We start from the raw sequence: 16425 nt of genomic DNA, 5'->3' as shown, positions 1-16425 counted from the left end.
AATGCCTTTTGTCTGTGTAAATCCCAGCTATCAGGCAAACCACAGTTTGGGAGACTCGTAACGAGAACTTTTAAGCCCGGCATGGTGCTGATGGCACCGTAGCCTCACAAATCCGAAGAACCGGGAGCCTGGGGCGGCATGTTGGGCGGGTAAAACCGGGGTTTCGAAATTTTTTCCTGTTTCATTTCCCGCTCGAAGCAGGGAACGCAGATCATGTGCGAAACAGGGCTGCCTTTCCCGCTGTCTTTGATGATCTTGCCGCACCAGGCACAAATAATGGTAAACAATTGAGGCTCCTTTTTTTAGGCGCGGGGCAAAAAAAGGGGCGCGGCCTAAACCGCACTGGGTCCTGAGGCCCTAGCAAGGCCCGCATCCAAAGCACGGCTAGACCGCGCCGATCCGGACCGGCGCAGTAAGCAGAGCGATTGGATGCGTTTAAAATTGCTAGGTTTCAGGACGCCCAATCTGCCTTACGCAGTTTAAAAATGTAATATGTTCGGAGTACCCTTCGCAAAGGTCTGGTGGGTGGTCAAGCCTTCATTGCGTGGGCCCCCCCAAACCTTTACTGGAAATTTTCCGTGCAATTGCTCTAATCACCCCCGCCATGACTCTCTCGACCAAGCCGATTCCATCCGCCGAACGCCTCATCTTCGCCCTCGACGTGCAGACCGCCGACGAAGCCAAAGCCCTCGTCACCCAGCTCGGCGACGCCGTCCAATTCTACAAAATCGGCCTCGAACTCTTCATGGCCGGAGGCTACTTCGAGCTACTCGACTGGCTGGCCTCCCAGGGAAAGAAAACCTTCGTTGACCTGAAATTCTTCGACGTCCCCGAGACCGTCAAGCGCGCCGTCGCCGCCTTGAAAGGCCGCCCCGTCGAATTCTGCACCGTCCACGGCAACCAGAGCATCATGGAAGCCGCCGCCGAAGCCGCCGCGGGCAGCTCCATCAAGGTGCTCGCCGTCACCGTCTTGACCAGCCTCGACCAGGGCGACCTCGCCGACCTCGGCTTCGCCTGCAACACCGCCGATCTCGTCCTTTCCCGCGCCAAACGCGCCCTCTCAACCGGTTGCGCCGGAGTCATCTCCTCCGGGCTCGAAGCCGCCCGCCTGCGCGATAGCCTGGGCGAGAAACTCCTCATCATCTCCCCCGGCATCCGCCCCGTGGAGAACCGCCCCGCCGACGACCAGAAACGCATCGTCACGCCGACCGCCGCCTTCGAGGCCGGGGCCGACTACATCGTCGTGGGCCGCCCCATCCGCAACGCCCCCGATCCCCGCGCCGCCGCCCAGGCCATCCAGCGGGAAATCGCCGCCGTATTCGCCGCGAAATAGGCCGGGCCGGACCCCGCGGGGAACCGCGCCGCCTCCCGCTCGCGAAATCCCGAGAATTCTGCTATACTCTGCCGCAAATCACATGAGCCACGCACCGCTGCTAGAAGTCCGGAATCTCTCGGTCCAGTTCGCCACGGAAGAAGGCACCGTGGAGGCCGTCAAAGACGTCTCCTTCTCGATCGACGCCGGGGAAACGCTCGCCGTCGTGGGCGAGAGCGGCTCGGGCAAAAGCGTCACCGCCCTTTCGCTCACCCGCCTCTTGCCGGAGCCGCCCGCCCGGTACACCGGCGGCGAGATCCTGCTCAACGGCTTTAACGTGCTCGCCATGCGCCCCAGCGAACTGCGCGGCGTGCGCGGCAAACGGATCGCCTATATTTTCCAGGAACCCTCCACCTCGCTCAACCCCGTCTTTACCATCCACTTCCAGATCGCCGAAGCCCTCAAGCTCCACCGGCCCGACGTCACCGACTACGATGCCGAAGTCGCCAAGTGGCTGGGCTTGGTCGGCATCGTCAAGCCGGAGCAGCGCATGTGGGACTACCCCCACCAGCTCAGCGGCGGCATGCAACAGCGCGCCATGATCGCCATGGCCCTCTCCTGCCAGCCCGACCTCCTTGTGGCCGACGAGCCGACCACCGCGCTCGACGTCACCATCCAGGCGCAGATCATCGAGCTCCTGCGCGACATCAAGCGCCAGCTCGGCATGAGCATCCTCCTCATCACGCACAACTTCGGCATCATCGGCGGCCTGGCCGACCGCGTGGCCGTGATGTTCCGGGGGAAAATCGTCGAATACGGCAAAACCGAGGACGTCCTGCGCCACCCGCAGCACCCCTACACCCGGGCCCTCATCGACTGCATCCCCAAGCTCGGCAGCCGCGCCCGCAGGCTCACGACCATCGACCACGAGAAGCTCGCGTAGAGCCCCGGGGCCGTTTCAATGCGGCGCCAGGAGCAGGAAGGGCGCGAAGGGGAGGTTTCGCAAAACCCAGAACGCCACGATGATCCCACCGGCTACCCACGGCGCGGCGGGGTGCTGAAAGGCCCGGTTCACGGGGCTCCCCTTCACCTGCGCCAGGGCCAGCACCGGCAGGGAGGCGACCATCAGCGGGTTAAGGTGCCAAGCGGCGGCGACGTCGAAGTGTAGCAGCGCATGGGCCGCCCGCAGGCTTCCGCAGCCGGGGCAGTAGCAGCCCGTCAGCGCATGAAGCGGGCAGGGCGGGTAAAGCGTGTTCCCCGCCGGGTTGCAATGGTAGAGCAGCGCGGCGGCTCCCAGCGCGGCCGTTCCCCAAACGAGCTGGCGCGCGCGGGTCGTCATTGTGCCCCACCCATGAGCGTAAAGCCCCGGCTCAAGGCGTAGATGAAAAGACACAGGACGCCGATGACGAAACTGAACATGCACCACATCCGGGCCCGTCGCGAGGCCTCCCAGGCTCCCTCGATATCCTCGTTTCGCAGCCGCTGGTTCACCAGGAAGGAGTTGTACAGCCCGATCAGCCCAAGCGGCAGACAGCAAAAAACAGCCGTCAGGATGGCTTGTGGAAGGTAGTTCGGGATATCGCGGTGAAACATAAATGCGTAAAAGGCAGCCTTCTGGGCCTATTTGATAGGCGCGTCAAGCCGATTGCGCATTCAAACCAAGCCGCTGGCATCCTTTCATCGGAACCTCCGGGCCGCACGCTTCTTTTCTGGAAATTTCTTTCCGGTGATGGTTTATTTCCCGTTCCGCCGGTCCATCCCGCGGCCCATTTTTTTATGACCAGTTCGCAACTCCGCCAGTCGTATCTCGATTTCTTCCACGAAAAAGGGCACACCATCGTCCCTTCTTCGAGCTTGCTGCCGAGCTCGCCGAACCTGCTTTTCACCAACGCCGGGATGAACCAATTCGTCCCCATCTTCCTCGGTGAAGCGGCTCCGGACGTGGATAAGTGGCCGCTGGCCAAGCCCGCGCTCCCGACTCGCGCCTGCGACACCCAGAAGTGCATCCGCGCGGGCGGCAAGCACAACGACCTCGACGACGTCGGCCTCGACACCTACCACCACACCTTCTTTGAGATGCTGGGGAACTGGTCCTACGGCGACTATTTCAAAAAAGAGGCCATCGAATGGGCCTGGGAGCTGGTCGTCCTCAAGTGGAAATTCCCCGCCCAGCGCCTCTACGCCACCGTTTATTGCCCCGACAAGACCCAGGGCGATCCCGCCGAATTCGACCAGGAAGCCTACGACTGCTGGAAGGTCCTCTTCGAGAGCGTCGGCCTCGACCCGAAGGTCCACATCGTCAACGGCAACAAAAAGGACAACTTCTGGATGATGGGCGAGACCGGCCCGTGCGGCCCCTGCTCCGAGCTGCACGTCGACCTCACCCCGGCGGGCGACACCGCGGGCAAGCTCGTCAACCAGGGCACCGCCGAGTGTATCGAGATCTGGAACTTGGTCTTCATGCAGTTCAATGCCAACCCGGACGGCTCCTTTGTCCCGCTCCCGGCCAAGCACGTCGATACCGGCATGGGCTTCGAGCGCGTCGTCTCGATCATCCAGGGTACCAAGAACTTCACCGACTTCGCCCACGCGAAAATCTCCAACTACGAGACCGATATTTTCCGCCCGATCTTCGACGAACTGGAGAAAATGAGCGGCCTGAAATACGGCTGCACGCTCCCCGAATCCGGCAGCACCGGCGACACCGAGGAGGAGAAAATCGACGTCGCCTTCCGCGTCATCTCCGATCACATCCGGACCTTGAGCTTCGCCATCGCCGACGGCATTCAGCCCGGCAACACCGACCGCAACTACGTCCTGCGCCGCATCCTGCGCCGGGCCGTCAAGTACGGGCGCACGCTCGGGTTCCAGAAACCGTTCTTCTACCAGTTGGTGGACGTCCTCGCCCGCACCATGGGCGACGTCTTCCCCGAAATCCGCGCCAAGGCCGCGCACGTGAAGGAAGTCATCAAGCGCGAGGAAGAGGCGTTCAACCGGACGCTCGACCACGGCATCGCCCTTTTCGAAAGCGAGACCGCCGGGCTCGAAACCAAGCGGATCAGCGGCGCATTTGCCTTCCGCCTTTACGACGAGCAGGGCTTCCCGCTCGACTTGACCGAACTCCTCGCCCGCGAGCGCGGCCTCAAGGTGGACGTCGAGGGTTTCGAGAAGCTCATGAACGAACAGCGCGAACGCGCCCGGGCCGCGCAGAAGCGGGAAATCATCAGCGTCTCGAACATCGAAGCCGGGCCGACCAAATTCATCGGTTACGACAACCTGAGCGCCGAGGCCCTGGTCCTTGACGTCGTCGAAGTGAAGGGCAAAACCGCCGTCATCCTCGATACTTCCGTATCCTACGCCGAAATGGGCGGCCAGGTGGGCGACACCGGCGAACTCGAAGGCGCGGGCCAGCTCTGGCACGTCGTCGGCACGCAGAAAACCGGCGCGACCTGGCTCCACTTCCTGGCCGAAGCCGACGCCCCCGCCATTGGCACGAAAGTCACCATCTCCGTCGATACCGCCCGCCGCGCGGCCATCGCCCGGCACCACACCGTCACGCACCTCCTCCACTGGGCGCTGCACAAAGTGGTGAGCACCGAGATCGCGCAGAAGGGCTCCTTTGTTGGCCCGGACAAGCTGACGTTCGACTTCAACAGCGGCGCGCTCACCCCGCACCAGGTGCGCGAGGTCGAGCGGCTCGTCAACGAGAAGATCGTCGAGGACGTTCCGGTCTCCTGGACCGAGGTGCCCTACTCCGACATTCGCGGCAACCAGCACATCCAGCAATTCTTCGGCGACAAATACGGCGACGTCGTCCGCGTGGTGCAGGTCGGCGGCGACCCGCACGTCCTGGACGGCTACTCCATGGAGCTTTGCGGCGGCACGCACGTCTCCGCCACCGGCGAGATCGGCCTCTTCCGCATCCTGGGCGAATCCGCCATTGCGGCGGGCGTCCGGCGCATCGAAGCCGTCGCGGGCCTTGAGGCCTACGAACAGGCGCGCGCCGCCTCCGAGCGCCTTTTTGAGATCGCGGGCCGTCTGGGCACACCGGTCGGGGAGCTGGAGAAGAAGCTCGAAGCGCTGATCAACGAACAGAAAGAACTTCACAAACAGCTCAAGGCCGCCCAGCAGCGCCAGGCCGCCGAAACCGCCCGCGCGCTCCTCGGCAAGGCCGTCCAGCTCGGCGAGACCCCGGCCATCGTGGCCAACCTCGGCGCGGTCGATGGCGATGCGCTCCAGGCCGTGGCCGAAGCCCTTAAGGGGGAATTCGTTGGCGTCACCGTGTTGGTCGGAACGGGCGCGGGCCAAGTCCCGCTCGTCGCCAGCGTTTCGCCCGAGTTCGTTAAGAAATTCCAGGCGGGCAAGCTGGTCCAGGCGCTCGCCCCAATCCTCGGCGGACGCGGCGGCGGCCGTCCCGATTTCGCTCGGGGTGCGGGCAAGGACGCTTCGCAGGTCGAGGCCGCCCTGGCCAAGGCTCGCGAACTGCTGGGGTGCTAGAAGTGTCTACCTCGCCCATCCGCCCTCCGCGTCACCTGACCTTCCTGCTCGGGGTGCTGACGGCGTTTGGGCCGATGTCGATCGACATGTATCTGCCCGCGTTCTCGCAGATTACGCGGGATCTCGGCGCGCGGCCCGGCGCGGTGCAACTGACCCTCGCGGTCTACCTGCTGGCGGCGGGCTTGAGCCAGGCGTTCTACGGGGCCCTGGCCGACCGGTTCGGACGCCGGTTGCCGCTTCTCACCGGGTGTGCTCTCTACACGCTCGGTTCGCTCGGGTGCATGGCCGCCCCGACGGTCGGCGTGCTCGTCGCGGCCCGCGTGCTCCAAGCGCTCGGTGGCGCGTCGGGAATGGTGATTGCCCGAGCCGTGGTGCGCGATCTCTACGACGAACGGGCCTCGGCGCGGATTTTCTCCGAACTGATGCTCGTGACGGGCATTGCCCCCATCGTGGCCCCGTGGGTCGGCGGTCAGATGCTGCTTTTGGGGAACTGGCGGCTGATTTTCATGATCCTGGCGGGCTTCGGCGCCGTCTGTTTTCTGGCAACCTGGTGGGGCCTGCCGGAGACCCACCCCCTCGAACGCCGCCTGCGCGACGGCGTCTGGAAGGCGGTTTGCAGCCTCGCCTCGCTCTTCCGGCACCGGAGCTTCGTCGGCTACGCGCTGGTGGGCGGGTTCACCTCCGGGACGCTCTTTGCCTACATTTCGGATTCCTCCTTTGTTTACATCGACCTCTATGGCGTCTCGCCGCAGCACTTCGGCTACTTTTTCGGCATCAACGCCCTCGGCATGATGGGCGCGGGGCAGGTCAACCGCTGGATGCTCCGGCGCTGGACCCCGGAGTCGATCCTCGGCTGGGCCCTGGTGGCGAATGTCCTCCTGGCGCTGGCGCTTCTGGCTTGCGGTGTGACTGGATGGGGCGGGCTGCCGTTGCTGGCGGGGTGCCTTTTTGCCACGCTGCTGACCTTCGGCTTCGCAGCCCCGAACTTCCCCGCCGCCGCCATGGCTCCCTTTGGGCGGAAGGCCGGGAGCGCCTCGGCGGTGCTCGGCCTGGTGCAGTTCGCCCTTGGCGGCCTCTCTGGAGCGGCGGTCGGCTTTTTGCACAACGGCACGGCGCAGCCGATGACGGCCACCATGGTGGTGTGCGGCTTGGGCGCGCTGACGGCCTTCCTGGCCCTCACCGGGAGAGCGCCTGCCGCTGAAGCGGTGTCCGAAGCCTAGAGCGGGGCCTCGGCTTCCCCGCCATAGCTTCCGACCCGCGGATGGATCTGGTGAATCGCCAAGCCCGTTACCCCTTTGCCCTCCCGGCCCGGTTTCAGCAGCTGTTGGCCGTCATAATCGCCCCCGTTTTGGGAGCGGTATTGAATGACCGGAGTGGTTTCGAGCGTCAGCAACCGCTCCTTGTAGGCCGCTTTGATTTGCTCGAACGCCTCGGGTGCGGTCCGGGGGTTTACTTCAAAGGCCGTAAACGGGGGCAGCGGGTACATGCCCGGATAGAATAGAATCCCGTGCTGAATCGGCCAAAGCAGGTCTTCCAGGTACCCATTGACCCCGCGCGGGCTATAATGCAGTTCGCGGCCCCCGGCGGTCAGCACCACCATCGCCTTGCGGCCCTTCAAGACGCCCTCCCCGAAGCGTTCGCCCCACTTTTCCCCCTGATGCACGCCCACGCCATAGGCGAACTTGTAGGCGTAGACCCGGTCGACCCACCCTTTCAAAATCGCGGGCATCGAGTACCACCAAAGCGGAAACTGGAAGATGACGAAATCGGCCCACAAGAGCTTTTGCTGTTCCGCCTCGATCTCGGGGAGTTGCCGATGTTGGGTGAACGCCTCGCCGGAGGCATTTGCGTACTGGAGCGGCACCCCGGCGTCGAGCCACGGAAAGTCATCCCGATCCGCAACGGCCTTCCAACGCATCGCGTAAAGGTCGGATACCTGGACCTGATGCCCCGCTTCTTTGAGGACCTCGACGGAAAAGTTGAGCAGCGAAGCGTTGAGTGATTTTGGCTCCGGATGAGCGAAAACGATGAAGATATTCATGCGGTTACCTCTGGTGCGTTGTGGACGTTGCAACGAAGTATCGCCATGGCTCCAAGAGTTACAAGTACCTACTATTTTGACATATACCTACCTAAAAGTGTAACTTGCTGATAATGAACTATGAAAGCTGCCCAATTACTCGGACGCTGGAGGTCATCGGCGGCAAGTGGAAGCCCCTGATCCTTCATTTCCTTGCCGAAGGCCCGCGCCGTTCCGGAGAGTTGGGGCGCTTGGTTCCCCAAGCCAGCGCCAAGATGCTCACCCAGCAATTGCGGGAGTTGGAGCGGGACGGCGTCGTCCAAAGGAAAATCTATCGCGAGGTGCCTCCCCGGGTGGAATATTCTCTTTCGCCCCTGGGCCAATCGCTCAAGCCTCTCATGGCGGCGATGTGTGCCTGGGGTGCGGCCAACCCGAGGCCGGGTAAAAGGCTAAAACCGGCCTAAAGCCGCGCGGGCTTGCTGCTGGGCGAGTTCGTCGTCGTGGTCTTGCGCGGAGAGGGCCAAGACCTTTTCCCACTGGCGCTGGGCGTCGCTCTTGCGGTGCTGCGCTACGTAGACCTGTGCCAGGTACTGGTGATGCATGATGGTTTTGGGCGAAAGCTCGGAGGCTTTTTCAAGATTGCGCGCCGCCTCGTCCATCGACGCCGGGGGCAGCTCGCCCACGGTGAGCTTTGCGCCGAAGCGCATAAAGGGGTTGACCCCGGCCATGCCCAGATGCCAGCGGCCCAGGACGTGGTAGGCCATGTCGAGCTTGGGATCGAGCTCGATGGCCCGCTCGGCTTCGCTGCGGATCTGCCGAGAGAGGGCTACTTTTGTTTTGCGGTCCACGAAGTCGGTCCATTTCCCCTCGGCGATGGCGAGGGCCAGGTGGGCCTGGGCGCTTTTCGGGTCGGCGGCCACGGCCTGGAGGCCGAGGTCGAGCGCGTGCCGGGCGGCGACCTTGGCGGTGGCGGGGTCGGAGGGGTCGACGGCGTCGGACCAGGCGCGGGAAAGCCGGGCCAGCAGCCGGGCGTTGTCGCGCGGAGCTTGCCCCATGGCGCGGGTGAGGGTCTCCTGGGCTTGGCGTCCCGGCTGGCGCGCGGCTTGGGTGATGGCTTCCTCCACTGAGGGAAGCGGCTCGGTGGGGGAGGCGAGGAGAAGGACGGTCAGGAGGTTAAAGGCAAGCATGACTTGCGCTATTCGGCTCCCGAGCCTTTTTTGCGTGTATCGAAATGCTGCCGGCACGTTTTATGAATCGGGGTCGCTGGTTTTGTTGAAGTGGTCCTTCAATTCTTCATCGGTAAGCGCCTTGGGGGAGGGCGCGAGCAGAAAATAAAGAACCACACCCAGGATGTTTAGCGTGCAGAGGATCACCGTCCATATGATTCGGTCGGTGTCGCTCATCCGCCGGTCCCGGATCACGGTGACCAGCGCCCAGAGCCACGCAATGGCCCCAATAATGACAAGCGTCGCCACGGACCCTCCGCTCTCTTTACTGAGTTCGATGAGCGCCCCGAGCATCATGGCTTGGCTTTTAGCTTACGACGCGAACGGCGCGGGTTTTGTCGAGCTTGAGTTCGCCGCCCTGGGCAAACGCGGGGGCCGCCTTCGGGTCGGTGATTTTCTCGCCGCTCCACTGGACGCTGCCTTGTTCCACGAGCCGCCGGGCGTCGCCGCGGGATTTCTTGATGTTGAACCCCTGGGCGTAGGCGGCGACGACTGCCGAGACGATGTCGGCGCCGATGCCGCTGGCCGGAAGCTCGGGGAGCTCGGCGTGGGCGAGGTCTTTTTTGGAAAACCGGGTGTTGAAATCCTCCAGGGCCGCCTGGGCGGCTTCGGCGGAGTGGTAGCGGGCGACGATCTTGGAGGCGAGCTGCTTCTTGGCCTCCATCGGGTGGAGCGATTTGTCGAGCACCTCGCCCAGGAGCAGCAGGTAGTAGCGCTCCATGAGCGTGTCGGAGATGCTCATCAGTTTGCCGAACATCGTCTCCGGGGCTTCGCTGACGCCGACGTAGTTGCCCAGGCTCTTGCTCATTTTCTGGACGCCGTCGAGGCCTTCCAGGAGCGGCATCATGAGGGCGACTTGCTGCGGCAGGCCCTCTTCCTTCTGGAGATCGCGGCCGACGAGGATGTTGAAGAGCTGGTCGGTGCCGCCGATTTCCACGTCGGCCTGTACTTTTACGGAATCCCAGCCCTGGATGATCGGGTACTGGATTTCGTGGAGCCGCACGGGCTCGTTTTTGGCCAGGCGCTTGGCGAAGTCCTCGCGCTGGAGCATCTGCTGGAGGGTGACGCGGCTGTTGAGGCGGATGACTTCCTCGAAGGTCATCATCTCGAACCACTCGCCGTTAAACACCGTGCGGGTGTGGGTGGGGTCGAGGATTTTAAAGGCCTGCTGGCGGAAGCTCTGGGCGTTGGCCATGACCTGGTCGTGGGTGAGCTGCGGGCGGGTCTTGCTGCGGCCGCTCGGGTCGCCGATCATGGCGGTGAAGTCGCCGATGATGAGGATGGCGGTGTGGCCGAGGTCCTGGAATTGCCGGAGCTTCTGGAGGGCGACGGTGAAGCCGAGGTGGATGTCGGGGGCCGTCGGGTCGACGCCGAGTTTGACGTTCAAGGGCCGGCCCTGCTTGAGTTTTTCGAGCAGTTCGGCTTCGGAAATGATGTGGGCGGCTCCGCGGGTGAGGATTTCGAGTTGTTGTTCTGGGCTCATGGCCGGGTTACTTGCTTTTATTGAGCAGGGCACGGACATCGTCGATGGACTTCAACTGAATGAGATCCCCCCGGTAACCGTTGTTGGCGGCCTGCTCCGGCGTAAGATGTTGCTTTAATTTCTCTCGCTCCTTGCCGCGAAAATCGCGTGTGGGGTTGGAGACTGCCGCGTCCGAGTACTTCTTTTGGGCTCCGGAGTAGTCCTTGGTGGCGGCAGTTTGGGTTTTGTAGTTCTTGGAGGGGAAAATGAAGAGGAAGCGGGACGCCTTTTTATCGTCGGCGTTGTATTTGAAATCGCCCATCCAGCACGATTTCTGGCCGTTGTAGGCCCCGGTGAGGTAATCCTTTGCGTCGAACTTGCGCAGGCCGAAGGCTTTGTTTTCGACCGGCACGCGGCCGCCGGTGGAGGAGTTGAACGCTTTGGCCCCGGAGGCGGTTTTACCGTAATCGTACTGCCGGGTCATGTCCGGCTTGAGGATTTTCTCGATGCGCGATTCCTGCTCCTGGGCTCCCGCCGTGGCGGCCCCGAGGCAAAGCAGACCTCCGGCAATCAGTGGGAGGGTGAGGGTGGAACGCATGGGACGAGGGAAGGATCAGTAAAATTGATCATAGCCACACTTGAGGGGCGCTGGCAAGTCTGGCAATATTCTCGGTTCACACCGTTAATGCAAGTCGCCCGCTCTTTTATTCCCGCTTTGGCCGTTTTTTTGGTTCGCGCGCTTGCGCTGACGCTGCGTTGGCGCGTGGTGGACCGATGCGGTTTTTCCACCCGCAGCCAGCCGGTTGTCGGGGTCTTTTGGCATAACCGGCTGCTGGTGGTGCCGGTTTTTTACAACCGCTTCAGCGGCGGCCGCAAGGGGTACTGCCTGACGAGCCCGAGCAAGGACGGGGCGATCGTGGCTGGGGTGATGGATCGCTTTAATATCGGCAGCGTGCGGGGGTCGAGCTCCCGGCGCGGGGCCACGGCGATGCGGGAGATGGCGGCGGTGCTGGAAGCGGGGAACGACATGGCCATCACGCCCGACGGGCCCAAGGGGCCGCGCTATTTTTTCCATCCCGGGGCGCTCAAGCTTGCGCAGCTCTCGGGCAAGGCGCTGGTCTTGGTTCATGTCGATTACTCCCGTTACTGGGAGCTTAAGAGCTGGGACGGCTTCCGGATTCCCAAGCCGTTCGCGCGCGTGGACGTGGTCTTTGGGGAGATGCACCAGATCCCCGCCGATCTTTCGGAGGAGGCCTTCGAGGCACAGCGGAAGCGGTTCGAGGCGGAGCTGGCCGCTTGGCCCGAGGCGATGGAAAAATCGCGGGATTAAGCCCCGCCTTCCCCGCCTACTTAGTCCCTCGCGTACTTACCTAGTACCCGCCCGAGCGCGGCGCGTCCGGGGCGGCGTAGCGGGAGCACTCTACTTTGATGAAGTTGAGCACCACGGGGGCGAGGATCACGCCCGGGATGCCCATCAAGTAGTTGCCCAGCACCAGCGCGATCAAGGTCAGCCACATCGGGTGCCGGATGCGGGAGCCGATGATCTTGCTGTTGAGCAGGTACTCCACTTTGTGGACGATCACGAGAAAGACCAGTGCCCAGACGGCCATCTGCGGGGAGACCATTCCGAAGGCGATGCTGACGGTCAGCGCGTTGCTGATCAGGTTGCCGATGATCGGGAGCATGCCGCAGATGAAGGTCAGCGGGATCAAGATGCCGCCATAGGGCAGCAGCGGCGTGCTCAAGACGAAGCAGGCCGTGGCGGCGGTGTTGATGAGCGAGATGAGGAACTGTGCCCCCATGACGACTTCGAAACTGCGGAAAAACGAGCCGAAGCAGTTCCGGATGGCGTCGTCGTAATGGGTGTAGAGGTTCTCCTCGCCCGGTTTGTGATCCGGCGGCGGGTTGACGAAAATGCCGATGGCAATCGCGATGCCCGCCACCAGCATGACGAATTCCTTGGTGGCCAGCTTGGCGAAGTTCCCCAGGAACCCGAGGCTGTCGCTGACCATCCGGGGCGCGGCGTCCTTCAGGTCGTCGAAGTCGGAGAACGGGAGGCTGAAGCCTCGGTTATCGGCGTACTGGACCACGGCGGGCACGGCCTTGGACATGATCTTGGGCATGTCGACCACGGCCCGGTGAGCGAAGAGGCCGAAGCCGAAAAAGGCGGCCACGACCAGAACGAGGAAGAGCGTGAGGGCCAGCCAGCGGCGGTTGCCGATCTTTAGCACCCGCAGGGCGAAGAGGGAGAAAAGCACCGTGATCGGCAGCGTGGCGAGGTGCAGCCAAGCGGCCAGGCCCAGCGTGGCGGCCAGGATGCCATAGGACACGCCGATGGAACGGGTAAACACGATGGGGGATTGCCCGAGTAATTCGGTCGAGTTCCGTTGGAAAGGCATGGGGGAGTTGTAGGCGTGGATGGTCCTTTGTTCAAGGGCTTCCCTGAAATAAAAACGCCCATTTTCGGGGTAGGGAAAATCCCTTGGTGCATTTCTTGCCCAGCGCGGCGCTTTGCGTGGGGGGCCGTTATTCGTATTCCCCGATGGCCCGCAGCCCCGCGTCGCTTAGCTCAAAGACCTCGCGGCTCACGGGGACGTCCGATTTGCGGTAAATGCCCACGACCCGGTCGGCGTAGTCCTGGTAACGGCTTGCCAGCCGGGGAAAGAGGAAGAGGGTGCGGCGGTCCGGGACGGCGATGAGGATTTTGCGCCCGAAAATCGGCGTGAAGCGCTTAAGAAAATCGGGAGCGAGGATCACGGGCGTGATGTCGTCCGCCGGGCGCTCGGCCCGCAGGATGGCGCATTCGATCACCTGATTGCGATCGCGGATCCACTCCGGCTTGAGCCCGGCGAGCAGGGCCGAGGCGGCGGGGGCGGATTTCGCCTGGAAGGTCTTCCAGTCGATCCCGAGCGCTTCGAAGTCCGCCTGGGTCAGGTAAGCCAGGTCCCCGACGGCGGTCTCGCGGGCGGCGGCCAGTTCCGTTTTCAGCGCGCCCGGGATAGCGCTGACCATCGTTCCCGCCGGGTGCTGGTAGCCCACCACGGCCACGCGCCAAGTCGCGGCTGCCGGAGGGGCCGGGGGGTCCGCCTGGGCGAACCCGGCGCAGGCCACCAGGATCGCAATGAGCCTTGCACTTTGCCGACAAAACTTCATCTTCATGGCTTTTCTCCCATGATTACGTTTCTGGATGGCATTCTCGAAGAGTCGCTCCCGACGCAGATCGTTGTCAATGTCCACGGCGTTGGCTACGAGATCCTGATCCCTCTTTCCAGTTTTGACAAGCTCCCCCCCGTGGGCAAGCCGGTCAAAATCCTCACCCACCTCCAGGTGCGCGAGGACGCCCACATTCTCTACGGCTTCATGACGGTGCCCGAGCGCGATCTCTTTCGCCTGCTCATCAACCACGTTTCGGGCATCGGGCCCAAGCTGGGGCTGGCGGTTTTAAGCGGCATGAGCGTCTCCAACTTCAAGGGAGCCGTGGTCAATGCCAACACCGGCCTGATCGCGAAAATCTCCGGCATCGGCAAGAAAACCGCCGAGCGCATCGTGCTCGAACTAAAGGACAAACTCGGCATTGCGGCGGCTTGGGAGGCGGCGAGCGCCGAACACACCCCCGGTGCGGAGGAAATCCGCGTCACCGATGCCGTACTCGCCCTTATCTCGCTGGGATACAAGCAGGTGGATGCCCACAAGGCTGTCAAAAAGGCCCTGGGCGACGCCGGTTCCGCCGCCGCCACCATGACGGTCGAAGATTTGGTGCGCCAGGGGTTGAAGCTCCTCATTTAACGCGTACGCTTGCTTTTAGCCACCTTTCGTTCCATAAAAGCCATATATGTCTAGCGGGATTATAGAGAATACCCAGAGAATCCGGGACGCCCTTCCTCAAGAGGGGCTCTTCGACGGGAAGGATTGGCTGGTATCGCCGGAGCCGCTGCGGATCTCGAACGCGTTCGCCGACGAGCTGGAGAAGCTCGGCTACCGCCTGCATCTCTTTGTCCGCGCTTGCAACCAGCTTTACTTCCAGAGCGTCAAGGGGAAGCAGCCCCACTGGATCGCCCAGCTGCTCGACAAGGGGAAACCGCCGGAACTGGTGGAACTGGCCCGCCAACGACGCGAGGAAACCCCGCAGGTGATCCGGCCCGACCTGATTTTGACCGAAGAGGGCTTTGCCATTAGCGAACTGGACAGCGTCCCGGGCGGCATCGGCCTGACGGCTTGGCTCGGGCAGACCTACGCCGACCTGGGTTTCGAGATTTTAGGCGGCGCGAACGGGATGGTCGAGGGGTTCCGCTCGATCACGCCGGAGGGGGCCGACATTATTGTTTCGGAGGAGTCGGCCACGTACCGGCCCGAAATGCAGTGGCTCGCGGGGCGGCTTAACGAGCGCTATAACCCGGGGGCGAAATGGCGGGTGCTCGACGGTTCGCAGCCCGAGGCGGGCTTCCAGTGGCAGCCGACGGTTTATCGGTTCCTGGAGCTTTTTGATTTGCCGAACATCCCTGCCATCCCCAGCCTGACCGCCGCCGTGACGCGCGAGGAAGCGCCCGTGAGGGTGACGCCCCCCTTCAAGCCATTTTTGGAGGAGAAGCTCTGGTTCGCCCTCTTCTGGCTGCGGCCGCTGCGGGAATTCTGGCGGCGCGAGCTGAGCGAACGCCATTTCCTGCAACTCCAGAAGGTGATCCCGTACACTTGGCTCGTCGATCCCGCCCCGCTGCCGCCGCAGGCGGTGTTGCCGGGCCTGGAGGTCAACGACTGGAGCGAGGTGGCCGCGTTTTCGCAGAAGGAGCGGCAGCTGGTGCTAAAGATCAGCGGATTCTCCGAGCTGGCTTGGGGGAGCCGGGGCGTCCACATCGCCGCCGACCTGCCGCAGGCGCAGTGGCGCTTGGAGCTGGAGCGGGCGCTTGGGAGCTTCGAGTGTCATCCGTACATTTTGCAGCAATTCCGCAAAGGGCGGCTCGTCGAGCAGCCATATGTGGACGCCGAGGGGGAGGCGCGCGTGATGCAGGGGCGAGTGCGGCTCTGCCCATATTTCTTCCTATCGGAGAAGAAGGCGCAGCTCGGCGGGGCGCTGGCCACCGTCTGCCCGGCGGATAAGAAGATCATCCACGGAATGCGGGACGCCGTGCTCGTGCCGACGGGGATCGGGGAGTAGCGTCAGGTGCCGCCGGGCGTATAATACGATCTCCGCAGACAAAAGGCATAAAGTCTCACGCAAAGACGCAAAGGCGCAAAGAAGACGAAGGCAAGCTTTCTCCCTCTTTGCGCCTTTGCGTCTTTGCGTGAAATAATTTTTATAGAGAGGCCATGGAGTGGCGTTTGACTATAAGTCCTCGGGCGGCTGTTTGGGCTGATTGGGTGGGTAAAACCGGGGCTTGGAGATTTTCTCCCGCTTCATTTCTTTCCGGAAACAGGGGACGCAGATGATATGCGAGCGGGGGCTTCCCTCGCCGCTGTCTTTGATGACTTTGCCGCACCAGGCGCAAATAATGGTGTACATAGACGCTTCCTTGGGTCCGTGGGCAAAAAAAGGGGCGCGGCCATGCCGTGCGGTCCAGAGGCCCTAGGAAGCCTGACACCAATACACGACAGACCGCGCCGATTCTTCGGCGTGGGTGCAGTGATTGGTGTCGCGAAATTTCCTAGGTTTCTGGATACCCAATCTGCCTACGCAGTTAAAATTAAAATGTCAGTGTACCTTTGCGGGAGAATGAGTCGCGGGTCAAGTGAGAAAGCTTCAAGAAAACGCTTGAACCCGCCTCGCACCTCCCCTAATTTATCCGTCCCACACGCCAGGGTAGCTCAGCGGTAGAGCAGGGGACTCATAAGCCCTTGGTCGGGAGTTCGATTCTCCCCTCTGGCACTTTCTCTTTTTTTCCCGCCTCGCAAGCCCTCTCGGCGCGAGGCTTTT

18 protein-coding genes and 1 tRNA gene are annotated in these 16425 nt (G+C 62.8%); 9 read left to right on the top strand and 10 right to left on the bottom strand.

Annotated features, from left to right (window positions below):
* The first annotated feature begins 604 nt into the window (after positions 1–604).
* Together pyrF and B2828_RS03835 are read left to right on the top strand one after the other, a co-directional pair.
* Positions 605–1333 carry an orotidine-5'-phosphate decarboxylase gene (pyrF, locus tag B2828_RS03840; protein ID WP_479632368.1) on the top strand — a complete coding sequence of 243 codons (729 nt, stop codon included), beginning with the start codon at positions 605–607 and terminating at the stop codon, positions 1331–1333.
* Positions 1334–1415: 82 nt separating this feature from the next.
* Complete coding sequence (locus B2828_RS03835; protein ID WP_479632367.1) at positions 1416–2255, top strand: ABC transporter ATP-binding protein; 840 nt, start codon at positions 1416–1418, stop codon at positions 2253–2255.
* Between the two features lie 15 nt (positions 2256–2270).
* Here B2828_RS03835 and B2828_RS03830 read toward each other — a convergent pair whose 3' ends face one another.
* A complete protein-coding gene (locus tag B2828_RS03830) occupies positions 2271–2651 on the bottom strand; it encodes a DUF2752 domain-containing protein (RefSeq protein WP_479632366.1) in 381 nt (126 codons plus the stop codon).
* Positions 2648–2905 carry a CD225/dispanin family protein gene (locus tag B2828_RS03825; RefSeq protein WP_479632365.1) on the bottom strand — a complete coding sequence of 86 codons (258 nt, stop codon included), beginning with the start codon at positions 2903–2905 and terminating at the stop codon, positions 2648–2650. Before B2828_RS03825 ends, B2828_RS03830 begins: the two co-directional genes overlap by 4 nt.
* 183 nt (positions 2906–3088) lie before the next feature.
* On the opposite strand from B2828_RS03825, the gene alaS reads away from it, so the two are divergent.
* Both alaS and B2828_RS03815 read left to right on the top strand, forming a co-directional pair.
* Positions 3089–5809 (top strand): alanine--tRNA ligase, encoded by a 2721-nt coding sequence (alaS, locus tag B2828_RS03820; protein WP_479632364.1) that lies wholly within the window; start codon positions 3089–3091, stop codon positions 5807–5809.
* A gap of 2 nt (positions 5810–5811) precedes the next feature.
* Positions 5812–7029 carry a multidrug effflux MFS transporter gene (locus tag B2828_RS03815; RefSeq protein ID WP_479632363.1) on the top strand — a complete coding sequence of 406 codons (1218 nt, stop codon included), beginning with the start codon at positions 5812–5814 and terminating at the stop codon, positions 7027–7029.
* Here B2828_RS03815 and B2828_RS03810 read toward each other — a convergent pair.
* Entirely contained in the window at positions 7026–7850 is an 825-nt protein-coding gene (locus tag B2828_RS03810; RefSeq protein ID WP_479632362.1) for an NAD(P)H-dependent oxidoreductase, read from the bottom strand. The two genes, B2828_RS03815 and B2828_RS03810, sit on opposite strands and share 4 nt — an antisense overlap.
* A 113-nt stretch (positions 7851–7963) precedes the next feature.
* Between B2828_RS03810 and B2828_RS03805 the strand changes: the two genes are divergently transcribed.
* Positions 7964–8293 (top strand): winged helix-turn-helix transcriptional regulator, encoded by a 330-nt coding sequence (locus tag B2828_RS03805; protein ID WP_479632361.1) that lies wholly within the window; start codon positions 7964–7966, stop codon positions 8291–8293.
* Here B2828_RS03805 and B2828_RS03800 read toward each other — a convergent pair.
* From B2828_RS03800 to B2828_RS03785, 4 genes are read right to left on the bottom strand one after another with little or no spacing between them, the layout of a single operon-like run.
* Positions 8279–9016 (bottom strand): hypothetical protein, encoded by a 738-nt coding sequence (locus tag B2828_RS03800; RefSeq protein ID WP_479632360.1) that lies wholly within the window; start codon positions 9014–9016, stop codon positions 8279–8281. The two genes, B2828_RS03805 and B2828_RS03800, sit on opposite strands and share 15 nt — an antisense overlap.
* 60 nt (positions 9017–9076) lie before the next feature.
* Positions 9077–9352 (bottom strand): PLD nuclease N-terminal domain-containing protein, encoded by a 276-nt coding sequence (locus B2828_RS03795; protein WP_479632359.1) that lies wholly within the window; start codon positions 9350–9352, stop codon positions 9077–9079.
* Between the two features lie 10 nt (positions 9353–9362).
* Complete coding sequence (gene tyrS, locus B2828_RS03790) at positions 9363–10538, bottom strand: tyrosine--tRNA ligase (RefSeq protein ID WP_479632358.1); 1176 nt, start codon at positions 10536–10538, stop codon at positions 9363–9365.
* 7 nt (positions 10539–10545) lie between these two features.
* Positions 10546–11115 (bottom strand): hypothetical protein, encoded by a 570-nt coding sequence (locus B2828_RS03785; protein WP_479632357.1) that lies wholly within the window; start codon positions 11113–11115, stop codon positions 10546–10548.
* An 87-nt stretch (positions 11116–11202) separates the two neighbouring features.
* Between B2828_RS03785 and B2828_RS03780 the strand changes: the two genes are divergently transcribed.
* A complete protein-coding gene (locus B2828_RS03780; RefSeq protein ID WP_479632356.1) occupies positions 11203–11847 on the top strand; it encodes a lysophospholipid acyltransferase family protein in 645 nt (214 codons plus the stop codon).
* Positions 11848–11887: 40 nt separating this feature from the next.
* Here the strand turns inward: B2828_RS03780 and B2828_RS03775 are convergent, their stop codons facing one another.
* The gene (locus B2828_RS03775; RefSeq protein WP_479632355.1) at positions 11888–12916 is read right to left on the bottom strand and encodes an AI-2E family transporter; all 1029 of its coding nucleotides are present in this window, start codon (positions 12914–12916) and stop codon (positions 11888–11890) included.
* A gap of 127 nt (positions 12917–13043) precedes the next feature.
* Positions 13044–13676 carry a hypothetical protein gene (locus B2828_RS03770; protein ID WP_479632354.1) on the bottom strand — a complete coding sequence of 211 codons (633 nt, stop codon included), beginning with the start codon at positions 13674–13676 and terminating at the stop codon, positions 13044–13046.
* Positions 13677–13688: 12 nt separating this feature from the next.
* Between B2828_RS03770 and ruvA the strand changes: the two genes are divergently transcribed.
* Entirely contained in the window at positions 13689–14303 is a 615-nt protein-coding gene (gene ruvA, locus B2828_RS03765; protein ID WP_479632353.1) for a Holliday junction branch migration protein RuvA, read from the top strand.
* Between the two features lie 46 nt (positions 14304–14349).
* Positions 14350–15669: a hypothetical protein gene (locus tag B2828_RS03760; protein ID WP_479632352.1), complete on the top strand. Its 1320-nt coding sequence runs from the start codon at positions 14350–14352 to the stop codon at positions 15667–15669.
* A 168-nt stretch (positions 15670–15837) separates the two neighbouring features.
* Here the strand turns inward: B2828_RS03760 and B2828_RS03755 are convergent, their stop codons facing one another.
* On the bottom strand, positions 15838–16014 hold the full coding sequence (locus B2828_RS03755) for a hypothetical protein (protein ID WP_479632351.1): 177 nt from the start codon (positions 16012–16014) through the stop codon (positions 15838–15840).
* Between the two features lie 291 nt (positions 16015–16305).
* Between B2828_RS03755 and B2828_RS03750 the strand changes: the two genes are divergently transcribed.
* A tRNA-Met gene (locus B2828_RS03750) sits at positions 16306–16377 on the top strand.
* Positions 16378–16425: the final 48 nt, after the last annotated feature.

The organism is Spartobacteria bacterium UBA695 (genome assembly GCA_002298145.1).
Taxonomy (GTDB): Bacteria; Verrucomicrobiota; Verrucomicrobiia; order Chthoniobacterales; family Chthoniobacteraceae; genus UBA695.
Note: the sequence above shows the minus strand (reverse complement) of the source record. Positions and strands in the feature narration are given on the sequence as shown.